This window comes from Crenobacter intestini (assembly GCF_004919095.1).
Classification (GTDB): Bacteria; Pseudomonadota; Gammaproteobacteria; order Burkholderiales; family Chromobacteriaceae; genus Craterilacuibacter; species Craterilacuibacter intestini.
Genome location: NZ_STGJ01000009.1, coordinates 63,450 through 83,702, shown reverse-complemented (window position 1 = coordinate 83,702; position 20,253 = coordinate 63,450). Strand labels below are relative to the sequence as shown.

General features: G+C 65.7%; 21 protein-coding genes. 12 read left to right on the top strand and 9 right to left on the bottom strand.

All coding sequences use genetic code 11. The features are described 5' to 3' along the window. Positions 1-5: 5 nt before the first annotated feature. From coaD to E5K04_RS09275, 8 genes are all read right to left on the bottom strand, one after another. Positions 6-503 (bottom strand): pantetheine-phosphate adenylyltransferase, encoded by a 498-nt coding sequence (coaD, locus tag E5K04_RS09310; RefSeq protein WP_136553335.1) that lies wholly within the window; start codon positions 501-503, stop codon positions 6-8. Positions 504-637: 134 nt separating this feature from the next. Beyond that, positions 638-1,609 carry a peptide ABC transporter ATP-binding protein gene (locus E5K04_RS09305; RefSeq protein WP_136553332.1) on the bottom strand — a complete coding sequence of 324 codons (972 nt, stop codon included), beginning with the start codon at positions 1,607-1,609 and terminating at the stop codon, positions 638-640. Further along, positions 1,606-2,583 (bottom strand): ABC transporter ATP-binding protein, encoded by a 978-nt coding sequence (locus E5K04_RS09300; RefSeq protein ID WP_136553330.1) that lies wholly within the window; start codon positions 2,581-2,583, stop codon positions 1,606-1,608. Before E5K04_RS09300 ends, E5K04_RS09305 begins: the two co-directional genes overlap by 4 nt. A 10-nt stretch (positions 2,584-2,593) precedes the next feature. Then, positions 2,594-3,514 carry an ABC transporter permease subunit gene (locus tag E5K04_RS09295; RefSeq protein ID WP_136553327.1) on the bottom strand — a complete coding sequence of 307 codons (921 nt, stop codon included), beginning with the start codon at positions 3,512-3,514 and terminating at the stop codon, positions 2,594-2,596. Between the two features lie 10 nt (positions 3,515-3,524). Then, positions 3,525-4,553, bottom strand: a complete 1,029-nt coding sequence (locus tag E5K04_RS09290) for an ABC transporter permease subunit (RefSeq protein WP_136553325.1) — start codon at positions 4,551-4,553, stop codon at positions 3,525-3,527. 164 nt (positions 4,554-4,717) lie between these two features. Further along, positions 4,718-6,310, bottom strand: coding sequence for an ABC transporter substrate-binding protein (locus tag E5K04_RS09285; RefSeq protein WP_136553323.1), 1,593 nt, complete (start codon positions 6,308-6,310; stop codon positions 4,718-4,720). 275 nt (positions 6,311-6,585) lie between these two features. After that, a complete protein-coding gene (locus E5K04_RS09280; RefSeq protein ID WP_136553321.1) occupies positions 6,586-8,178 on the bottom strand; it encodes an ABC transporter substrate-binding protein in 1,593 nt (530 codons plus the stop codon). Between the two features lie 125 nt (positions 8,179-8,303). Beyond that, positions 8,304-9,425, bottom strand: coding sequence for a beta-ketoacyl-ACP synthase III (locus E5K04_RS09275; RefSeq protein WP_136553319.1), 1,122 nt, complete (start codon positions 9,423-9,425; stop codon positions 8,304-8,306). A 292-nt stretch (positions 9,426-9,717) separates the two neighbouring features. Here E5K04_RS09275 and iscR point away from each other — a divergent pair, with 292 nt between their 5' ends. The 10 genes from iscR (at position 9,718) to udk (ending at position 16,741) form a co-directional block, all read left to right on the top strand. After that, complete coding sequence (gene iscR, locus E5K04_RS09270; RefSeq protein WP_136553317.1) at positions 9,718-10,182, top strand: Fe-S cluster assembly transcriptional regulator IscR; 465 nt, start codon at positions 9,718-9,720, stop codon at positions 10,180-10,182. A gap of 34 nt (positions 10,183-10,216) precedes the next feature. After that, the gene (locus tag E5K04_RS09265; RefSeq protein WP_136553315.1) at positions 10,217-11,434 is read left to right on the top strand and encodes an IscS subfamily cysteine desulfurase; all 1,218 of its coding nucleotides are present in this window, start codon (positions 10,217-10,219) and stop codon (positions 11,432-11,434) included. Between the two features lie 52 nt (positions 11,435-11,486). After that, positions 11,487-11,870: a Fe-S cluster assembly scaffold IscU gene (gene iscU, locus E5K04_RS09260; protein WP_136553313.1), complete on the top strand. Its 384-nt coding sequence runs from the start codon at positions 11,487-11,489 to the stop codon at positions 11,868-11,870. Between the two features lie 14 nt (positions 11,871-11,884). Continuing rightward, a complete protein-coding gene (iscA, locus tag E5K04_RS09255) occupies positions 11,885-12,208 on the top strand; it encodes an iron-sulfur cluster assembly protein IscA (RefSeq protein WP_136553311.1) in 324 nt (107 codons plus the stop codon). Positions 12,209-12,266: 58 nt separating this feature from the next. Further along, the gene (gene hscB / locus E5K04_RS09250; protein ID WP_136553309.1) at positions 12,267-12,800 is read left to right on the top strand and encodes a Fe-S protein assembly co-chaperone HscB; all 534 of its coding nucleotides are present in this window, start codon (positions 12,267-12,269) and stop codon (positions 12,798-12,800) included. 46 nt (positions 12,801-12,846) lie between these two features. Further along, positions 12,847-14,706, top strand: coding sequence for a Fe-S protein assembly chaperone HscA (gene hscA / locus E5K04_RS09245; protein WP_136553307.1), 1,860 nt, complete (start codon positions 12,847-12,849; stop codon positions 14,704-14,706). 8 nt (positions 14,707-14,714) lie between these two features. Further along, positions 14,715-15,056 carry an ISC system 2Fe-2S type ferredoxin gene (fdx, locus tag E5K04_RS09240; RefSeq protein ID WP_136553305.1) on the top strand — a complete coding sequence of 114 codons (342 nt, stop codon included), beginning with the start codon at positions 14,715-14,717 and terminating at the stop codon, positions 15,054-15,056. Between the two features lie 20 nt (positions 15,057-15,076). After that, a complete protein-coding gene (gene iscX, locus E5K04_RS09235) occupies positions 15,077-15,271 on the top strand; it encodes a Fe-S cluster assembly protein IscX (RefSeq protein ID WP_136553303.1) in 195 nt (64 codons plus the stop codon). A 157-nt stretch (positions 15,272-15,428) separates the two neighbouring features. Continuing rightward, positions 15,429-16,067, top strand: coding sequence for a glutathione S-transferase family protein (locus E5K04_RS09230; protein WP_136553301.1), 639 nt, complete (start codon positions 15,429-15,431; stop codon positions 16,065-16,067). 59 nt (positions 16,068-16,126) lie between these two features. Next, on the top strand, positions 16,127-16,741 hold the full coding sequence (gene udk, locus E5K04_RS09225; protein ID WP_136553299.1) for a uridine kinase: 615 nt from the start codon (positions 16,127-16,129) through the stop codon (positions 16,739-16,741). A gap of 61 nt (positions 16,742-16,802) precedes the next feature. Here udk and E5K04_RS09220 read toward each other — a convergent pair whose 3' ends face one another. Further along, complete coding sequence (locus tag E5K04_RS09220; protein ID WP_136553297.1) at positions 16,803-18,329, bottom strand: fumarate hydratase; 1,527 nt, start codon at positions 18,327-18,329, stop codon at positions 16,803-16,805. A 132-nt stretch (positions 18,330-18,461) separates the two neighbouring features. On the opposite strand from E5K04_RS09220, the gene E5K04_RS09215 reads away from it, so the two are divergent. Next, on the top strand, positions 18,462-19,055 hold the full coding sequence (locus E5K04_RS09215) for a TetR/AcrR family transcriptional regulator (protein WP_136553294.1): 594 nt from the start codon (positions 18,462-18,464) through the stop codon (positions 19,053-19,055). Between the two features lie 74 nt (positions 19,056-19,129). After that, positions 19,130-20,230, top strand: a complete 1,101-nt coding sequence (gene nemA, locus E5K04_RS09210) for an N-ethylmaleimide reductase (protein WP_136553292.1) — start codon at positions 19,130-19,132, stop codon at positions 20,228-20,230. The last annotated feature ends 23 nt before the right edge of the window (positions 20,231-20,253 follow it).

Sequence of the window (20,253 nt, the reverse complement as noted above, 5' to 3'; positions counted from 1 at the left end):
GCGGGCTACTCCTCGGTGCCGTAAAGCGCGACCAGCTTGCGGTAGACGGGTTCTGCGACGTACTGGCGGATCACCTTCTCCCAGCCATCCGGGCCGACCAGGCCCTTGACCATGGTCGAGGACACCTCGGCGTACTCGCGCGGCGGCAACAGGAACACGGTGGTGATCTCGGGGTGCAGGTCCGAGTTGATATAGCGCATGGTGCGCTCGTACTCGTAGTCGCTGGCGGTGCGGATGCCGCGCACGATGTAGTTGGCGTCGATGCTCTGCGCGTAGTTGACCAGGAACTGGTTCTCGAACACCTCGATCTTCAGCTTGTCGAGGCCGCGGGTGACCGCGCGCAGCATCTCGGCGCGTTCCTCAACGCTGAAGGTGCAACGCTTCTCGGGGTTGACGCCGATGGCGACCACCAGCTCGTCAAACAGCTCGACCGCCTCGCGGATCATCCACAGGTGACCGTTGGTCACCGGGTCGAAGCTGCCGGCGTATACGGCTCGTTTCAAGGCGCTCCCCTTTATTCATATTAAATGGTTATCGGCACACTGTAACGCCGACGCCGGGCAGGGGCAAGCCGTCCCTGCTGCAATGCAAAAGCCCCGTGCATCCGCACGGGGCTACACACCAGCGCAAAGCCCGCTTACGCGATTTCTTCGGCGAAGTGGCAGGCGACCTGGTGGCCGTCCACCTCGCGCAACAGCGGCACCTCCTGCTGGCAACGGGCCTGGGCGAACGGGCAGCGCTTGTGGAAGGCGCAGCCTGTCGGCGGGTTGAGCGGGCTGGGCAGTTCGCCCTCGATCTTGATCTTGACCCGCCTGTCCTCCGGGTGGATCGACGGCGTCGCCGACAGCAGCGCGCGGGTGTACGGGTGGCGCGGTGCACCGTAGATCTGCGCCTTGCTGCCCATCTCGACCGTGCGCCCCAGGTACATCACCATCACGTCGTCCGCCACATGCTCGACCACCGACAGGTTGTGCGAGATGAACACGTAGGCGGTCCCCAGCTCCTGCTGCAGGTCCATGAACAGGTTGAGCACCTGCGCCTGGATCGACACGTCAAGCGCGCTGGTCGGCTCGTCGGCGACCACGATCTTCGGGCGCAGCATCATCGCCCGCGCGATGGCGATCCGCTGGCGCTGGCCACCGGAGAACATGTGCGGATAGCGGTAGTAGTGCTCGGGGCGCAGGCCGACGATGCCCATCATCTCCTTGACGCGCGCCTCGCGCTCGGCGGCCGAGAGGTCGGTATTGATCAGCAGCGGCTCGGCCAGTTGCACGCCGATCTTCTGGCGCGGGTTCAGCGACGCGTACGGGTTCTGGAACACCATCTGCACCTTGCTGCGCAGGCTGCGGATGTCGGCCTTGGCGCCGGCCACCACGTCGACGCCGTCAAGCTCGAGCGAGCCCGAGGTCGGCGTCTCGATCAGCGTCAGCGCGCGCGCCAGCGTCGACTTGCCGCAGCCGGACTCGCCGACCACCGCCAGCGTCTTGCCCGCCTGCAACTCGAAGGACACCCCGCCCAGCGCGCGCACCACGCCGGTCGGCTTCAGAAAGCCCTGCGAGACCTCGTAGTGGCGGGTCAGGTCGCGGGCACGCAATACGGTCGCGCTCATCGTGCGGCCTCCTTGTTCAGTAGCGGGTAGTGGCAGCGGTACGCGCCCTCGCCGTGCGTGGTCAGCGCCGGCCTCTGCCTGATGCAATCGGGCTTGGCGTACGGACAGCGCGGCGAGAGCAGGCAGCCTGCCGGGCGGTCGTACTGGCCGGGGACGATGCCCAGCAGCGTCGACAGGCGGCTCGCGCCCTTGCTGTGCTCGGGGATGGACGAGAGCAGCGCCTCTGTGTACGGGTGCACCGGCTGGCGGAAGAGCCCGGGCACGGCGCCCATCTCGACCACCTGCCCCGCGTACATCACCGCCACGCGCTGCGCGATTTCGGCGATCACCGCCAGGTCGTGGGTGATCATGATCAGCGCCATGTTCTGGCTCTTCTGCAGCGAGACCAAGAGCTCCATGATCTGCGCCTGGATGGTCACGTCGAGCGCAGTGGTCGGCTCGTCGGCGATCAGGAGCTTGGGCTTGCACGCGATCGCCATCGCGATCACCACGCGCTGGCTCATGCCGCCGGAGAGCTGGTGCGGGTACGCCGACAACCGGCTCTCGGCGGCCGGGATCTCGACCATCTGCATCAGTTCGAGCGCGCGCGCCTTGAGCGCGGCGCCCCTCAGGCCCTGGTGCACCTTCAGCACTTCCATGATCTGGTAGCCGACGGTATAGCTGGGGTTCAGCGACGTCATCGGGTCCTGGAAGATCATCGCGATGTCCTTGCCGACGATCTTGCGCCGCTCGCGCGCGCTGATGGTCAGCAAATCCTTGCCGTCGAACGACAGCTTGTCGGCGACGATGCGCCCCTGCCCTTCGAGCAGGCCCATCATCGCCATCATGGTCACCGACTTGCCCGAGCCGGACTCGCCGACGATGCCGACCAGTTCGCCCTCATCGACCGTCAGGTCGAGGCCCTCGACCGCGTTGAACGGAGCGTCCTTGCGGCCGAACTGCACGGAGAGGTTCTTGATTTCCAACAGGCTCATTTTGCTCTCCTTAGGCTGCACGCTTGAGTTTGGGGTCGAGCGCGTCGCGCAGGCCGTCGCCCATCAGGTTGATCGCCAGCACCGAAAACAGGATGGTCAGGCCGGGCATGGTCACCACCCACCACGCGCGCTCGATGTAGTCGCGCGCGGAGGCGAGCATGGTGCCCCACTCCGGGGTCGGCGGCTGTACGCCAAGGCCGAGGAAGCCCAGCGCGGCGGCTTCGAGGATGGCCGAGGAGAAGCTCATCGTCGCGTGCACGATCAGGGGCGCCATGCAGTTGGGCAGCACGGTCACGAACATCAGGCGCAGCTTGCCGGCGCCGGCGACACGGCTGGCGGTCACGTAGTCGCGGTTCAGCTCCGTCAGCGCCGAGGCGCGGGTCAGGCGCACATAGCCCGGCAGCGCGACCACCGCGATCGCGATCATGGTGTTGACGAGGCCCGGGCCTAGGATGGCGACGATGGCGACCGCGAGCAAAAGCGCCGGCAGCGCCATCATCACGTCCATCAGGCGCATGATCGCGGGGCCGGCCACGCGCGGGAAGAACGCGGCCACCAGGCCCAGCACGATGCCCGGGATCAGCGACATCAGCACCGACGAGACGCCGATGAAGAGCGACAGGCGCGCGCCGTAGATCAGGCGCGACAGGATGTCGCGGCCGAGCTCGTCGGTACCCAGGAGATAAGCGCTCGAGCCGCCTTCCAGCCAGGACGGCGGCGTCAGCAGGTGGTCGCGGAACTGCTCGATCGGGCTGTATGGCGCGACCCACGGCGCGAAGATCGCCGCGAAGAACACCACCAGCATGAACAGCATGCCGGCGACCGCGCCCTTGTTGAAGGAAAAGCCCTGCCAGAATTCCTTGAGGGGGCTTGGGTAGCTGACCGCCACGTCGTCGGCCGGGGCCTTGAGGGCGCTGTTGGCTTGCGTCATGGTTGCTTCCTTATTTGGCGTGACGGATGCGCGGGTTGGCGATGCCGTACAGGATGTCGACGATGAAGTTGGTCAGGATCACCAGGGTGGCGACGATCAGGATGCCGTTCTGCACCACCGGATAGTCGCGCCGGCCGATCGCGTCGATCAGCCACTTGCCGATGCCCGGCCACGAGAAGATGGTCTCGGTCAGCACCGCGCCGCCCATCAGCACGCCCACTTGCAGGCCCATCACGGTCAGCACCGGGATCAGCGCGTTGCGCAGGGTGTGTACGAAGATCACGCGCGCCGGCGACAGGCCCTTGGCGCGCGCGGTGCGCACGTAGTCTTCCTGCATCACCTCGAGCATCGACGAGCGGGTCATCCGCGCGATCACCGCCAGCGGGATGGTGCCCAGCACGATGGACGGCAGGATCAGGTGCATCAGCGCGTCCTTGAACGCGCCGGCGTTGTACTCGGGGTCCGCCGCCTCGGCGCGCCACGCGTCGATCAGCATGAAGCCGGTGTCCGGCGGGATGTCGAACATCAGGTCCAGCCGGCCCGACACCGGCGTCCAGCCGAGCGACACCGAGAAGAACATGATCAGCACCAGGCCCCACCAGAAGATCGGCATCGAGAAGCCGGTCAGCGAGATGCCCATCACGCCGTGGTCGAACAGCGAGCCGCGCTTGATCGCGGCGAGCACGCCGGCGAGCAGGCCGAGCACACTGGCGAACAGCATCGCGCACAGGGCAAGCTCCAGCGTCGCCGGGAACAGCGTGGTGAATTCGGCCCACACGTTCTCGCGGGTCACCAACGACTGGCCGAGGTCACCCCGCGCCAGGTTGGAGAGGTAATCGAAGTATTGCGCGTAAAGCGGCTTGTCCAGCCCCAGCCGGTGCAGCGCCTCCGCGTGCATCTGCGGGTCGAGCGAGCGCTCGCCCATCATCACCTCGACCGGGTCGCCCGGGATCATCCGGATCAGGCCGAAGGTCAACAGCGTAATGCCGAAGAACGTCGGTATCAGCAAGCCAAGCCGACGAAGGATAAAAGTGAACATCGTTTCTCTCCCGGCACCAGGTGCCGATTCCATTCCCCTTGAAGCCCCGGATCAGGTTTCCGGGCCTTGGGCCGGGTTGTCCCCGGCCCGCCAGACGCGGGCGGCAGGCTCTTGACTGGCTGCTGACCCGCGCCGCTGCCGCCGGTTGCCCGGCGGTCAAACACTTACTTCACCGACACGCCGTAGAAGGAATGCAGGCCGAAGGGGCTGACCTTGAAGCCTTCGACGTTCTTGCGCACCGGCTGGTTGACGGTCGAGTGCGCGATCGGCGTGATCGGCACCTGGCCCTTCAACACTTCCTGCGACTTCGAGTAGAGCTTGCTGCGCTCGGCGACGTTGGTCGTCACCTTGGCCTTCTGCACCAGGTCGTCGAACGGCTTGTAGCACCACTTCGAGTAGTTGCTGCCCTTGACCGAGTCGCAGCCGTACAGGTTGTTCATCCAGTTGTCCGGGTCGCCGTTGTCGCCGGTCCAGCCGATCAGGATCGCGTCGTGCTCGCCCTTCATCGCGCGCTTCATGTACTCGCCCCACTCGTAGCTGACGATCTTGGCCTTGACGCCGACCTTGGCGAAGTCGGCCTGCATCATCTCGGCCATCAGCCGCGCGTTCGGGTTGTACGGACGCTGCACCGGCATCGCCCACAGCGTCATCTCGAAGCCGTTCGGGTAACCCGCCTTGGCCAACAGCTCCTTGGCCTTGGCCGGGTTGTACGCGGTCGACTTGATCGACTTGTTGTACGACCACTGAGTCGGCGGCAGCGCGTTGTCTGCCTTCTGGCCGGCGTCCTGGTAGACCGCCTTCAGGATCGCGTCCTTGTTGACGGCCATGTCAAGCGCCTGGCGTACCTCGAGCTTCTTCAGCGTCGGCTTGTCGACGTTGTACGCGAGGTAACCCAGGTTGAAGCCCGGCTTGCTCAGCACGGTGACGTTGGGGTCGGCCTTCAGCGACGGCACGTCGGCCGGGCGCGGGTAGACGGTGACGTGGCACTCGCCCTTCTTCAGCTTCTGCGCGCGGACCGACGCGTCAGTGGTGATTGCGAACACCAGGTTGTCGAGCTTGACGTCGGCGGGCTTCCAGTACTGCTTGTTGCCGCTAAAGCGGATCTGCGCGTCCTTCTGGTAGCGGCGGAACACGAAGGGGCCGGTGCCGATCGGTTTCTGGTTGATCTCGGAGGCCTTGCCGGCCTTCAGGAGCTTGTCAGCGTATTCGGCCGACTGCACCGACGCGAAGCTCATCGCCAGGTTCTGGATGAAGGCGGCGTCGACGTTCTTCAGCGTGAAGCGCACGGTCTGCGGATCGAGCTTCTCGACCTTGGCGATATTGCCGTCCAGCCCCATGTCGGTGAAATACGGGAACTCGGTCGGGTACGCCTTGCGGAACGGGTGGTTCTTGTCGAGCATGCGCGTGAAGGTGAACACCACGTCGTCGGCATTGAAGTCGCGCGTCGGCTTGAAGTAGTCGGTGCTGTGGAACTTCACGCCCTTGCGGAGCTTGAAGGTGTACACCTTGCCGTCCGGCGAGATGGTCCACGATTCTGCCAGCGCCGGGATCACCTTGGTGCCGCCCCGCTCGAACTCGACCAGGCGGTTGAACACGGTCTCGGCGGACGCGTCGAAGTCGGCGCCGGACAGGTACTGCGCGGGGTCAAAACCACCGGGGCTGCTCTCGGAACAGTAGATCAGGGTTCCGGCCGCCTGGCTTGCTACCGCGCTGGCCATCAGGCCCGCCGCGATCAGCCATTGCTTGCTTCTTTTCATTTTCTGGCTCCACTTCTCTTTGGCTTGGATGGGGTGCGTCCGGTCAGGAACCGACTGCACTCAAAAGACATTATTTAATTACAAACCAATTGACAAGCGCGGATTCTATAATTAATGAATTAATATTCCAAAAGGAAATGTATTATCGCAATAAAATGACAAACAATAAAAGCAGAAAATAATATTCAACCAAATCAGCCGCATGCCACCCGCTAGGGGCGGGCAACAGAAAGCCCTCCGCGTGCGGAGGGCTTTCTGTATATTGTCCGACAGTGTTAGCGGACGCTGACGTTCTGGAAGGTGTAGTCGCCGAACGGGCTGATCTTGAAGCCGTTCACTTCCTTGCGCATCGGCTGGTTGACCGTCGAGTGGGCGATGGTCGACCACGGCAGGTCACGCTTGAACACTTCCTGCGCCTTCGCGTACAACTTGGTGCGCTCGGCGACGTTGGTCGACTTGCGCGCGGCCAGTACCAGCTGGTCGAATTCCTTGCTGCAGTAGCGCGCGTAGTTGGAGCCACCGACCGCCTCGCAGGTCAGCAGCACGCCCAGGAAGTTGTCCGGCGACGCGTAGTCACCGGTCCAGCCGATCAGGCCGGTGTCGTGCTCGCCGTTCTTCATCCGCTTGAGGTACTCGCCCCACTCGTAGCTGGTGATCTTGGCCTTGACGCCGATCTTCGCCCAGTCGGCCTGGATCATCTCGGCCATCAGCTTGGCGTTCGGGTTGTACGGGCGCTGCACCGGCATCGCCCACAGCGTGATCTCGAAGCCGTTCGGATAGCCGGCCTTGGCGAGCAGGGCCTTGGCCTTGGCCGGATCGTAAGCGGCGTTCTTCAGCGACTTGTTGTACGACCACAGCGTCGGCGGGATCGGGTTGGACGCTTCGACGCCCTGCCCCTGGTACACCGCGTCGATGATCGCCTTGCGGTTGATCGCCATGTCGAGCGCCTGGCGTACCTCGGTTTTCTTCAGCAGCGGCTTTTCGGTGTTGTACGACAGGTAGCCGATATTGAAGCCCTGCGACGAGGTCATCTTCATCTTGGGGTCGGTCTTCATCGCGGCGAGGTCGGTCGGCTTCGGGTAGGACATGATCTGGCACTCGCCGGCCTTCATTTTCTGGAAGCGTACCGACGGGTCGGTGGTGATCGCGAACACCAGGTTGTCGACCTTGACCGCGCCCTTCTTCCAGTAGTCCTTGTTCGCAGCGAAGCGGATCTGCGCGTCCTTCTGGTAGCGCTTGAACACGAAGGGGCCGGTGCCGACCGGCTTCTGGTTGATCTCGGCGGCCTTGCCGGCGGCCATCAGCTGGCCGACGTACTCGGCGGAGAGTACCGACGCGAACGGCATCGCGATCTTGGCCAGCAGGTCGGCGTCCGGCTCCTTGAGCACGAAGCGCACGGTATTCGGGTCGACCTTCTCGACTGAGACGATATTGGCGTCGAGGCCGGTGTCGGACGCGTACGGGAACTCGACCGGGTACGCCTTGCGGAAGGCGTTGTTCTTGTTGACCATGCGGTCGAAGGTCAGCACCACGTCGTCGGCGTTGAAGTCGCGCGAGGGCTTGAAGAAGTCGGTGGTGTGGAACTTCACGCCCTTGCGGAGCTTGAAGGTGTACACCTTGCCGTCCGGCGACACGGTCCAGCTCTCGGCCAGGCCCGGCTGCAGCTTGGTCGAACCCTGCTCGAATTCGACCAGACGGTTGTACACGGCGTGGCCGGAGGCATCGAAGCTGTTGCCGCCGGTGTACTGCGCGTTGTCGAAGCCTTCCGGGCTCGCCTCGGAGCAGTAAATCAGCGTGCCGGCGGCGGACGCCAGGTTGGCCGCGGCCAGCAGGCCTGCGGCGACGAGAATGCGTTTGTTTATCTTCATGTAGTTTCTCCCTCAGGTAGAGACGCGGCGGCCAGGGCCGCCGCATGAAACTGACACTAAGCAAACACAATACCAAATGCAAGATCCTTGTCATAAAAAGGCAAAGTTTCTTGCAACCAAGGCATTTAGATGCGGCGCAACACCACGCTGCCGACCGAGTAGCCGGCGCCAAACGACGAGAGCACGCCGATTTCGCCGGATGCGAGGTCGTCGCGGTGCAGGTGCAGCGCGATCACCGAGCCGGCCGAGCTCGTGTTGGCGTAGCGGTCGAGGATCACTGGCGCCTCGTTTTCTGTCGCCTCGCGCCCCAGCACGCGGCGCGCGATCAGCTGATTCATCGCCAGGTTGGCCTGGTGCAGCCAGAAGCGGCGCACGCCCTCCGCCGCGATGCCAAGCTCGCCCAGATGGCCGACGATGTGCTCGCCGACCATCGGGCAGACTTCCTTGAACACCTTGCGCCCCTGCTGGACAAACAGCTTGTCGGGCGCGCCGATGCCCGCTTCGTCGCAACGGTTCAGGAAGCCCGCGTTGTTGCGGATGTTGTTGGAGAACACGGTCGCGAGCTTGCAGCCGAGTACTTCCAGGCGGCCCTCGGCGGTGGCCGCGTCGGCACGCTCGAGCAGCACCGCGGTCGCCGCGTCGCCGAAGATGAAGTGGCTGTCGCGGTCGCGGAAATTGAGGTGGGCCGAGCAGATCTCCGGGTTGACCACCAGCACGGTGCGCGCGGCGCCGGTCGCGATCGCGCTGACCGCGGCCTGGATGCCGAAGGTCGCCGACGAGCAGGCAACGTTCATGTCGTAGGCAAAGCCTGCCGCGCCGATCGCCTGCTGCACCTCGATCGCCACCGCCGGGTAGGCGCGCTGCAGGTTGGAGCATGCGCAGATCACCAGGTCGACGTCACTGCCCGCGCGGCCGGCGCGCGCGAGCGCGTCACGGGCGGCGGCGACCGCCATCTCGGCCTGCACCGACAGCGCCTCGTTCGGCCGCTCACCAAGGTGGGGCACCATGCGTTCCGGGTCGAGCACGCCGGCGGCGTCCATCAGGTAGCGCTGGCGGATGCCGGACGCCTTGACGATGAATTCCGCGCTCGACTCGGGCAGCGGCTCGACGCTGCCCGCTGCGATCGCCTCCGCGTTCGCGGCGTTGGCCTTGCGCACCCACGCGTTGAACGCCTCGACCAGCGCCTCGTTGCTGACCGCGTTGGGCGGAGTGAAAAGACCGGTGCCGCTGATCACGACCTTGTGCATGCAAAAACTCCGCGCGTGCGCGCCTTGCCGCGCGCCGCCTTAGGTTGTCTGGGTTGTAAGTGTTAGCGGCTGGATAATACACCTTCATGCCGGACTGTCATAAGCACCCCCTATCGACTCGCAGGCAGGTGCTGGCACAAAGCCCAAAAATCCAAGTAAAATAATCGGATATTGAAGCGCAAGCCGTGCGGGATACCGGACACGCACGCAATACTTGACCAGTTTGGTCGGAAATAATCATAATAAGCCTGTCCCGCCGCTGCGGGCGCCCACGACAAAGGAAGACTTCACCATGCGACTGACCACCAAGGGACGTTTCGCGGTTACCGCGATGCTCGATCTGGCGCTGCGCGAGAGCCGCGGCCCGGTGACGCTGGCCGGCATCAGCGAACGGCAGGGCATCTCGCTGTCCTACCTCGAGCAGCTGTTCGGCAAATTGCGCCGCAACGCGCTGGTCACGAGCACAAGAGGCCCCGGCGGGGGGTATACTCTTGCCCGTGAAGCAGATGACATCACGGTCGCGCAGATCATCGTGGCCGTCGACGAACCGGTCGACGCCACCCAGTGTGCCGGCCGCGAGAACTGCCATGACAATCACCGCTGCATGACACACGATTTGTGGACCGACCTCAACGCCACCCTGTTCAACTACCTGTCCAACGTCACGCTGGGCGGCCTCGTGCGCCAGCACAAGGCGAAGGAAACCAGCGTGATCCACGACAAGCGCGTACCGGAGCAGGTAGCCGGCGCGGCCTGAAGCAGCGGCCCCATCCAGTGGAGAATCCCAGAAAATGAGCGAACTCAAGTTCCCGATCTACCTCGACTACTCGGCGACGACGCCGGTTGACCCGCGCGTCGCCGACAAGATGATCCCCTACCTGACCGCGCAGTTCGGCAATCCGGCCTCGCGCAGCCACGCCTTCGGCTGGGACGCCGAGGCGGCTGTCGAGAACGCGCGCGTCGAGGTCGCGAACCTGCTGGGCTGCGATCCCAAGGAAATCATCTGGACGTCGGGCGCGACCGAGTCGAACAACCTGGCGATCAAGGGTGCCGCCCACTTCTATCAGGGCAAGGGCAAGCATCTGATCACCGTCAAGACCGAACACAAGGCCGTGCTCGACACCTGCCGCGAACTCGAACGCGAGGGCTTCGAGGTCACCTATCTTGGCGTGCAGGAAAACGGCCTGATCGACATGGACGAGCTGAAGGCGGCGATCCGCCCGGACACCCTCCTCGTCTCGGTGATGTACGTGAACAACGAGATCGGCGTGATCCAGGACATCCCAGCCATCGGCGAAATGTGCCGCGAGAAGGGCGTCCTGTTCCACGTCGACGCCGCACAGGCAACCGGCAAGGTCGACATCGACCTGGCGACCCTCAAGGTCGACCTGATGAGCCTGTCCGCGCACAAGACCTACGGGCCCAAGGGCATCGGCGCCCTCTACGTGCGCCGCAAGCCGCGCGTGCGCCTGGAAGCGCAGATGCACGGCGGCGGCCACGAGCGCGGCTTCCGCTCGGGCACGCTGGCGACCCACCAGATCGTCGGCATGGGCGAGGCGTACCGCATCGCGCGCGAAGAGATGCACACCGAGAACGAACGCATCCGCATGCTGCGCAACCGTCTGTGGAACGGCATCAAGGACATGGAAGAGGTGTACATCAACGGCGACATCGAACAGCGCGTGCCGCACAACCTGAACGTCAGCTTCAACTTCGTCGAAGGCGAGAGCCTGATCATGGCGATCAAGAACCTCGCAGTGTCCAGCGGTTCGGCGTGCACGTCGGCCTCGCTCGAGCCTTCGTACGTGCTGCGTGCGCTCGGCCGCAACGACGAGATGGCGCACAGCTCGATCCGCTTCACCATCGGCCGTTTCACCACCGAAGAAGAAGTCGACTACGCGGTCGAGCTGCTCAAGCAGAAGATCGGCAAGCTGCGCGAACTCTCGCCGCTGTGGGAGATGTACAAGGACGGCGTCGACCTGAACACCGTACAGTGGGCCGCCCACTAAGAGACTGCAACCGCGGGCGGCGCCGCCGCCCGCCCCGGCACCGGAGAACACCATGGCATACAGCGAAAAAGTCCTCGACCACTACGAAAACCCGCGCAACGTCGGCGCTTTCGACAAGGGCGACAACACCGTCGGCACCGGCATGGTCGGCGCGCCGGCCTGCGGCGACGTGATGAAGCTGCAGATCAAGGTCGGCGAAGACGGCGTGATCGAAGACGCAAAGTTCAAGACCTACGGCTGCGGCTCCGCGATCGCGTCGAGCTCGCTGGTCACCGAGTGGGTGAAGGGCAAGACGCTCGACGAGGCGCTATCGATCAAGAACACCCAGATCGCCGAAGAGCTAGCGCTGCCGCCGGTCAAGATCCACTGCTCCATCCTCGCCGAGGACGCGATCAAGGCCGCCGTCGACGACTACAAGCAAAAGCACGGCAAGTAAACAAGGAGTCCAGCATGGCCATCACCCTGAGCGAAGCCGCCGCCAACCATGTACGCAACTTCCTTGCCAAGCGCGGCAAGGGCCTGGGCGTCCGTCTGGGCGTCAAGACGTCCGGCTGTTCGGGCATGGCGTACAAGCTCGAGTTCGTCGACGTTGTCGACGAGAGCGACCTCACCTTCGAGAGTTTCGGGGTCACCGTGTTCACCGACACCAAAAGCCTAGCTTATCTTGACGGCACCGAGCTCGACTTCGTCAAGGAAGGCCTGAACGAAGGCTTCAAGTTCAACAACCCGAACGTCAAGAACGAGTGCGGCTGCGGCGAAAGCTTCCACGTCTGAGCAGCCCCGTCGCCGGGCGGTCCGCCGCCCGGCCCTTTCCCGTCCGGACCGCCCCGCCATGAACCTTGACCTGAAGCAGGACTTCTTCGCGCTGTTCGCGCTGCCGCGCCGCTACGCGATCGACGCGGCCACCCTCGACACCGCCTGGCGCGCGCTGGCCGCCGAGGTCCACCCCGACCGCTTCGCCAGCGCCCCGGACGCCGAACGCCGCGATGCGCTGATGCGGGCAACCCGTGTCAACGAGGCGTACCAGACGCTGAAAAAGCCGGTCAACCGCGCACGCTACCTGCTCAAGCTCTCCGGGGTCGACACCCAGGAAGAGACCAACACGCGGATGCCGGTCGACTTCCTGATGGCGCAGCTCGCGTGGCGCGAGACGCTGGAGGCCGCTCGCGAGGCGAGCGACATCGACGCGCTCGAGGCGCTGCTCTCCGAGATCCGCACCGACACCCGCGAACTCGAGGCCGCGCTCGAAGACGCGATCGATACGCGCGGTGAACTGGAAGAAGGTGCGCTCCTGGTGCGAAAATTGCGCTTCCTGGAGAAGATCGAGCAGGAAACCGGCGACGCCATCGAAGCGTTGCTGTACTGACAACGACCGGGCGCGCGCGCGTGCCCGACGACAAAGACCCGAATCCATGGCCCTCTTGCAAATCGCCGAACCCGGCCTGTCCGCCGCACCCCATCAGCACCGCCTTGCCGCCGGCATCGACCTTGGCACCACCAACTCGCTGGTCGCCACCGTGCGCAGCGGCAGCGCCACCGTACTGCCCGACAGCGAAGGGCACAGCCTGCTGCCGTCGGTCGTCCGCTACTTGGAAGACGGCGGCGTCTCCGTCGGCTACGCCGCGCAGGCCGAACAGAGCAACGACCCGCACAATACCATCGTGTCGGCCAAGCGCTTCATGGGACGCAGCCTCGCCGACATCAGCGAGGCGCCGACGCTGCCCTACCGCTTCGTCGACGCGCCGGGCATGGTCGGCGTACAGACCCGCTCCGGCTGCAAGAGCCCGGTCGAAGTGTCGGCCGAGATCCTCAAGGCGCTGCGCGCGCGCGCCGAGGCAAGCCTGGGCGGCGAGCTGACCGGCGTGGTGATCACCGTGCCCGCCTACTTCGACGACGCGCAACGCCAGGCGACCAAGGACGCGGCAAGGCTCGCCGGTCTCTCCGTGCTGCGCCTCTTGAACGAGCCGACCGCCGCCGCGATCGCCTACGGACTGGACAACGGTGCCGAGGGCACTTACGCGGTATACGACCTGGGCGGCGGCACGCTCGACGTCTCCATCCTGCGCCTGACCCGCGGCGTGTTCGAGGTGCTCTCCACCAGCGGCGATGCGTCGCTCGGCGGCGACGACTTCGACCACCGAATTTACTGCTGGCTGCTCGCAGAGTCCGGGCTGTCCGGACTGTCCGCGCAGGACACCCGATTGTTGCTGACCCGCGCCCGCGAGGCGAAGGAACGCCTGACCGACCACACCAGCGTGCGCATCACCGCCATCCTCACCGACGGGCAGGCGGTCGACCTCACGCTGACGCTGGAGACCTTCAACCAGATCACCCGCACCCTGGTCGACAAGACCATGCTACCGATGCGCAAGGCGCTGCGCGACGCGCGCATCGAGCGCACCGACATCCGCGGCGTGGTGATGGTCGGCGGCGCGACGCGCATCCCGGCGATCCAGAAGGCGGTCGGCGACTTCTTCGGCCAGCCGCCGCTGACCAACCTCGACCCGGACAAGGTCGTCGCGCTGGGCGCGGCGATCCAGGCCAATGTGCTCGCCGGCAACAAGGCCGGCGACGACTGGTTGCTGCTCGACGTCAACCCGCTGTCGCTGGGGCTGGAGACCATGGGCGGGCTAACCGAGAAGATCATCCCGCGCAACACCACCTTGCCGGTGGCGCGCGCGCAGGAGTTCACCACCTTCAAGGACGGCCAGACGGCGATGAGCATCCACGTGCTGCAGGGCGAGCGCGAGCTGGTCGCCGACTGCCGCTCGCTCGGCCGCTTCGTGCTCTCCGGCATCCCGCCGATGGTCGCCGGCGCCGCGCGCATCCGCATCACCTTCCAGATCGACGCCGACGGGCTGCTGTCGGTATCCGCCCGCGAGCAGGCCACCGGCGTTGAAGCGTCGATCCAGATCAAGCCCTCGTACGGGCTGACCGACGAGGCAATCAGCACCATGCTGGCCGACTCGCTGGCCAACGTGCAGGACGACATCCAGGCGCGCAAGCTGCGCGAGGCGGTCGTCGACGCCGAAAGCCTGATCGAGGCGACCCGCGCCGCGCTCGCGAGCGACGGCGACCTGCTCGACGAGCGCGAGCGCGCGGATGTCGACGCCGCGCTCGAAGCCGCCGAGCGTGCCGCCGCCGGCGAGAACACCCGTGCCGTCAACGAGGCGACCGCCGCGCTCAGCCGCGCGACCGACCCCTTCGCCGAGCGGCGCATGGACCGCAATATCCAGCGCGCCCTCAAGGGCCACAACATCGCAGAACTGTAAGGAAGAACATGCCCCGCATCATCGTGCTGCCGCACGCCGAACTCTGCCCCGATGGCACCGTGATCGACGACGCCCCGTCCGGCCAGAGCATCTGCCAGACCCTGCTCGAGCATGGCATCGAGATCGAACACGCGTGCGAGATGTCGTGCGCGTGCACGACCTGCCACGTCGTCGTGCGCGAGGGTGCCGAATCGCTGAACGAGGCGGACGAACTCGAGGAAGACATGCTCGACAAGGCGTGGGGGCTCGAGCCCGACTCGCGCCTGTCGTGCCAGGCGATCGTCGACGGCGCCGACCTCGTCGTCGAGATCCCGCGCTACACGATCAACCACGCCCGCGAACACCACTGAGACCGAGACGAGGACGCCCCATGAAGTGGACCGACATTCACGCGATCGCCGCCGAACTCTACGACCGTTACCCCGAGGTCGACCCGAAAACGATCCGCTTTACCGACCTGCACAACAAGGTGGTCGGCCTGCCCGGCTTCGACGACGACCACGCCCGCGGCGGCGAGAAGGTCCTCGAAGCGATCCAGCAGGCGTGGATAGACGAGGCCGAGTAGTAGCGCCACGCCACGCGCGCCGGCCGCACAAGGGTGCAGGCCGGCTTTTTTTCGCGCCGACAACCCTTGTCGGCTTTGTTGTCTGCCAGCAAGACGAAACCTTGACGGCCGCTTTTATCCTAGAATGCATAAATTCCCGCAAACAGGAGAGGCCGCCATGTTCCGGCTCGTGATTGGAGACAAACGCTATTCCTCGTGGTCGCTCAGGCCCTGGCTCGTGCTGAAGATGCTGGAAGAGCCGTTCGAGGAGGTGCAGGTCCGGCTCTACCAGAGCGATACCCGCGAGCGCATCCTGCAGTACAGCCCGACCGGCAAGGTGCCGCTCCTGATCGACCACCACCTGAAGATCTGGGACTCGCTGGCGATCTGCGAGTACCTCGCCGAGTGCTACCCGGCCGCGGGCCTGTGGCCACGCGAAGCTCAGGAGCGCGCGCTCGCGCGCGCGGTCAGCGCCGAGATGCACTCGGGCTTTGCCGCGCTGCGCCAGCAGATGGGCTTCGACTGCGGCCAGCGCCATGTGATCGAACCCGACGAGGCGGCCCGCGCCGACATCGAACGCATCACCCAGCTGTGGCAGTCGCTGCGCGCGGCACACCGCGAGGCCGGCCCCTTCCTGTTCGGCCGCTTCGGGATTGCCGACGCGATGTTCGCGCCCATCGTGTTCCGCTTCGAGACCTACGGCGTGACGCTCGACGGAGAAGCGGCCGAATACGCCGCGCAATTGCGCGCCCTGCCGGCGATGCAGGCGTGGCACGACGCGGCCCTCGCCGAAGCCCAGGCGGCGGCCGAGGCCTGACGCTTTCCTTGAGCATCAGACTTTGCTAAATTAGCCCGCTTTTCTTTGTGGGGGTGGCCATGAGCAAACCTTTCATCATCGGTGTCGCCGGCGGCAGCGGCAGCGGCAAGACCACGGTTACCCGCAAGGTGGTCGAGACCATCGGCGCCGACAAGGCGGCGGTGATCATCCAGGACAACTACTACCGCGACCAGAGCCACCTGACCTTCGAGCAGCGCCTGTCGACCAACTACGACCACCCGCACGCGTTCGACTGGCCGCTCCTGATCCAGCATATCGACGACCTGAAAAACGGCGTGCCGATCGAGATGCCCCTGTACGACTTCTCGCAGCACACCCGCGCGAGCCAGACCGAGACCGTCGTCACCGGCCCGGTGATCGTGATCGAGGGGATCTTCGCGCTGTACGACCAGGCCTTGCGCGACATGATGTCGCTGAAGATCTTCGTCGACACCGACGGCGACGTGCGCTTCATCCGCCGCCTCGAGCGCGACATCGCCGAACGCGGCCGCACCATGCACAACGTGATCGAGCAGTACATGGCGACCGTGCGCCCGATGCACAACCAGTTTGTCGAGCCGACCAAACGCTTCGCCGACGTGATCCTGCCGCACGGCAGCAACGACCCGGCGGTCGACCTGATCACCGCCCGCGTCGCCGCGCTGGCAAGCTAAGGCACGGCAAGGCAGCAAAAAGGCCGGGGACAACCCCGGCCTTTTGCGTGTCTGGCCTGCCTTATGCGGCGCTGACCGGGATCTTGCCGATCTTCACGCGCCACTCGGCCGGGCCGCTCTGGTGCACGGCCGAGCCCTGGCTGTCGACCGCCACCGTCACCGGCATGTCCTTGACCTCGAATTCATAGATCGCCTCCATGCCCAGGTCGGCGAAGCCGACCACCTGCGCGCCCTTGATCGCCTTGGAGACCAGGTAGGCCGAGCCGCCGACCGCCATCAGATAGACCGACTTGTGCTGCTTGATCGCCTCGATCGCCGCCGGACCGCGCTCGGCCTTGCCGATCATGCCCAACAGGCCGGTCTCGGCCAGCACCTGCTCGGTGAACTTGTCCATCCGCGTCGCGGTGGTGGGGCCGGCCGGGCCGACCACCTCGTCGCCGACCGGGTCGACCGGGCCGACGTAGTAGATGAAGCGGCCGGAGAGGTCGACCGGCAGCGTCTCGCCCTTGTTCAGCATGTCGACGATGCGCTTGTGCGCGGCGTCGCGGCCGGTCAGCATCTTGCCGTTCAAGAGCAGCACTTCGCCCGGCTTCCAGCTCTCGACCTCCTCGCGGGTGACGGTGTCGAGGTCGACGCGGCGGCCGCCGGCGTTGCCGTACTCGATCTGCGGCCAGTCTTCCAGGCTGGGCGCCTCGAGCCTGGCCGGGCCGCTGCCGTCCAGGTGGAAGTGCACGTGGCGGGTCGCCGCGCAGTTCGGGATCATCGCCACCGGCAGGCTCGCCGCGTGGGTCGGGTAGTCGAGAATCTTCACGTCGAGCACGGTGGTGAGGCCACCCAGCCCCTGCGCGCCGATGCCCAGCGCGTTGATCTTTTCCAGGAGTTCGAGGCGCAGCGCCTCGACCCGGGTCAGTTCCTCGCCGCGCGCGGCCTTTTCCTTCACCAGGTGGATGTCGACCGGGCCCATCAGGCTTTCCTTGGCCAGCAGCATCGCCTTCTCCGGCGTGCCGCCGATGCCGATGCCGAGGATGCCCGGCGGACACCAGCCTGCGCCCATGGTCGGCACCGTCTTCAGCACCCAGTCGACGATGGAGTCGGACGGGTTGAGCGCGACAAATTTCGACTTGTTCTCCGAGCCACCGCCCTTGGCCGCGCATATCACCTCGACGTCGTCACCTTCGACGATCTCGTAGTGGACGACGGCCGGCGTGTTGTCCTTGCTGTTCTGGCGCTTGCCGGCCGGGTCGAGCAGCACCGACGCGCGCAGCGTGTTGTGCGGGTCGAGGTAGGCGCGGCGCACACCCTCGTTGACCATTTCCTGCACCGACAGTGTCGCGTCCCACTGCACGTTCATGCCCACCTTGAGGAACACCACCGCGATGCCGGTATCCTGGCAGATCGGGCGGTGGCCTTCGGCGCACATGCGGCTGTTGACCAGGATCTGCGCCATCGCGTCCTTGGCCGCCGGGCTCTCTTCCTTCAGGTACGCCTGGTACAGCGCGTCGATGAAGTCCTTCGGGTGGTAGTAGGAAATGTACTGGAAGGCGTCGGCGATGCTCTGGATGAAGTCTTCCTGGCGGATGCGGGTCATGCGGGTTCTCCAACGGGTGTGGTGGCGCAGTCGGCCTCTTATGGTTCGCCGCTATTGTAAGACGGTGGCCTCGCCAGCGTCACGCCCGCCATGCTCTTGAAATTAGACGACCGGTCTATTACATTACCGGACATGCCCAGACCCAGCAGCTTTCCCGATACCCGCGCCCATATCCTCGCCACCGGCGAGCAACTGGTCCGCCACAAGGGCTTCACCGCCCTCGGACTGACCGAACTGCTCGCCTCTGCGGGCGTGCCCAAGGGCTCGTTCTACCATTACTTCGACTCGAAAGACGCGTTCGGCGAGGCACTGATCGAACACTACTTCGCCATTTACCGCCAGCATCTCGCCGCGCTGTTCGCCGACGACACGCTGGGCGACAGCCGCGCGCGGCTGATCGCCTACTTCGAGCGCTGGCTCGCGGCCGCCGAATGCGACCCGCAGCTGCACACCTGCCTCGCGGTCAAGCTCGCCGCCGAAGTGGCCGACTACTCCGAGCCGATGCGCGTCGCGCTGGACACCGCGATGCAGGGCATCGTCGCCGAGATCGCCCGCGCGATCGGCGCGGCGCAGGCCGACGGCTCGCTTGCCCTCTGCGCGCCCGCGGCGGAACTTGCCGAGCAGCTGTACGCGCGCTGGCTGGGCGCCTCGCTGCTGGCCAAGGTGTCGCGCAGCCACGCCCCACTGGCCAGGGCGCTGCAAGCGACCCGCGCCCTGCTCGCCTGAACCCTCCCTTGCGCCCGCAAACGCGGGCGATTTTTACCTAGCAGCTAGACGAACGGTCTAATACAGGAGTTTGCATGACAGCCCCGACACTGATGTCCCCGCTCGCCATCGGCGAGCTCGTCCTGAGCAACCGCGTGCTGATGGCGCCGCTGACCCGCCTGCGCAATACCGAGCCGGGCGACCTGCCGACCGCCCTCGCCCGCGACTACTACGTGCAGCGCGCCTCGGCCGGGCTGATCATCAGCGAAGGCGTCCATATCTCGCCCACCGCCAAGGGCTACGCCGGCGCCCCCGGCCTCTACGACGAAGCGCAGGTCGCCGCTTGGCGCGACATCAACCAGGCCGTCCATCAGGCCGGCGGGCTAATGGCGATCCAGCTGTGGCACACCGGCCGCATCTCGCACACCAGCGTGCAACCGGACGGTCAGGCGCCGGTCGCGCCCTCCGCGCTCACCGCCGACAGCCGCACCACCGTGCGCATGGCCGACGGCGCGCTCGAGCGCCTGCCGTGCAGCGCGCCGCGTGCGCTGGAGACCGCCGAGCTGGCCGACATCGTCGACGACTACCGCCAAGCGACCGACCGCGCGGAGCGTGCCGGCTTCGACCTCGTCGAAATCCACGCCGCGCACGGCTACCTGCTCAACCAGTTCCTGTCGCCCGAGGCCAACCAGCGTACCGACGCCTACGGCGGCAGTATCGAGAACCGCGCGCGGCTGCTGCTCGAAGTGGTCGACGCCGTGTGCGCCGAATGGACGAGCGGGCGCGTCGGCGTGCGCATCTCGCCGCTGGGCGTGTTCAACGGCCTGTCCGACGTCGGCCAGGAAGACATGGCGCTCTATCTGGCGCGCGAACTGTCGAAACGCAAGCTGGCCTACCTGCACCTGTCCGAGCCGGACTGGGCCGGCGGGCCGGCGTGGCCGGAGGCGTTCCGCCAAGCCATGCGCGCAACTTATACAGGATGCATTATCGGCGCCGGCGGCTACACTGGCGAAAAAGCCCGCCAGATGCTGGAAGCAGGCCATATCGACGCGGTCGCCTTCGGCCGTGCCTTTATCGCCAACCCCGACCTGCCAAAGCGGCTTAAGCTCGGTGCCGAACTGAACCCGCTTGACGCGCGCACCCTGTACGGCGGCGACGCGCACGGCTACACCGACTACCCGGCCCTGCCTGCCTGATTTTTGCCAACCCGAGGGAAAGA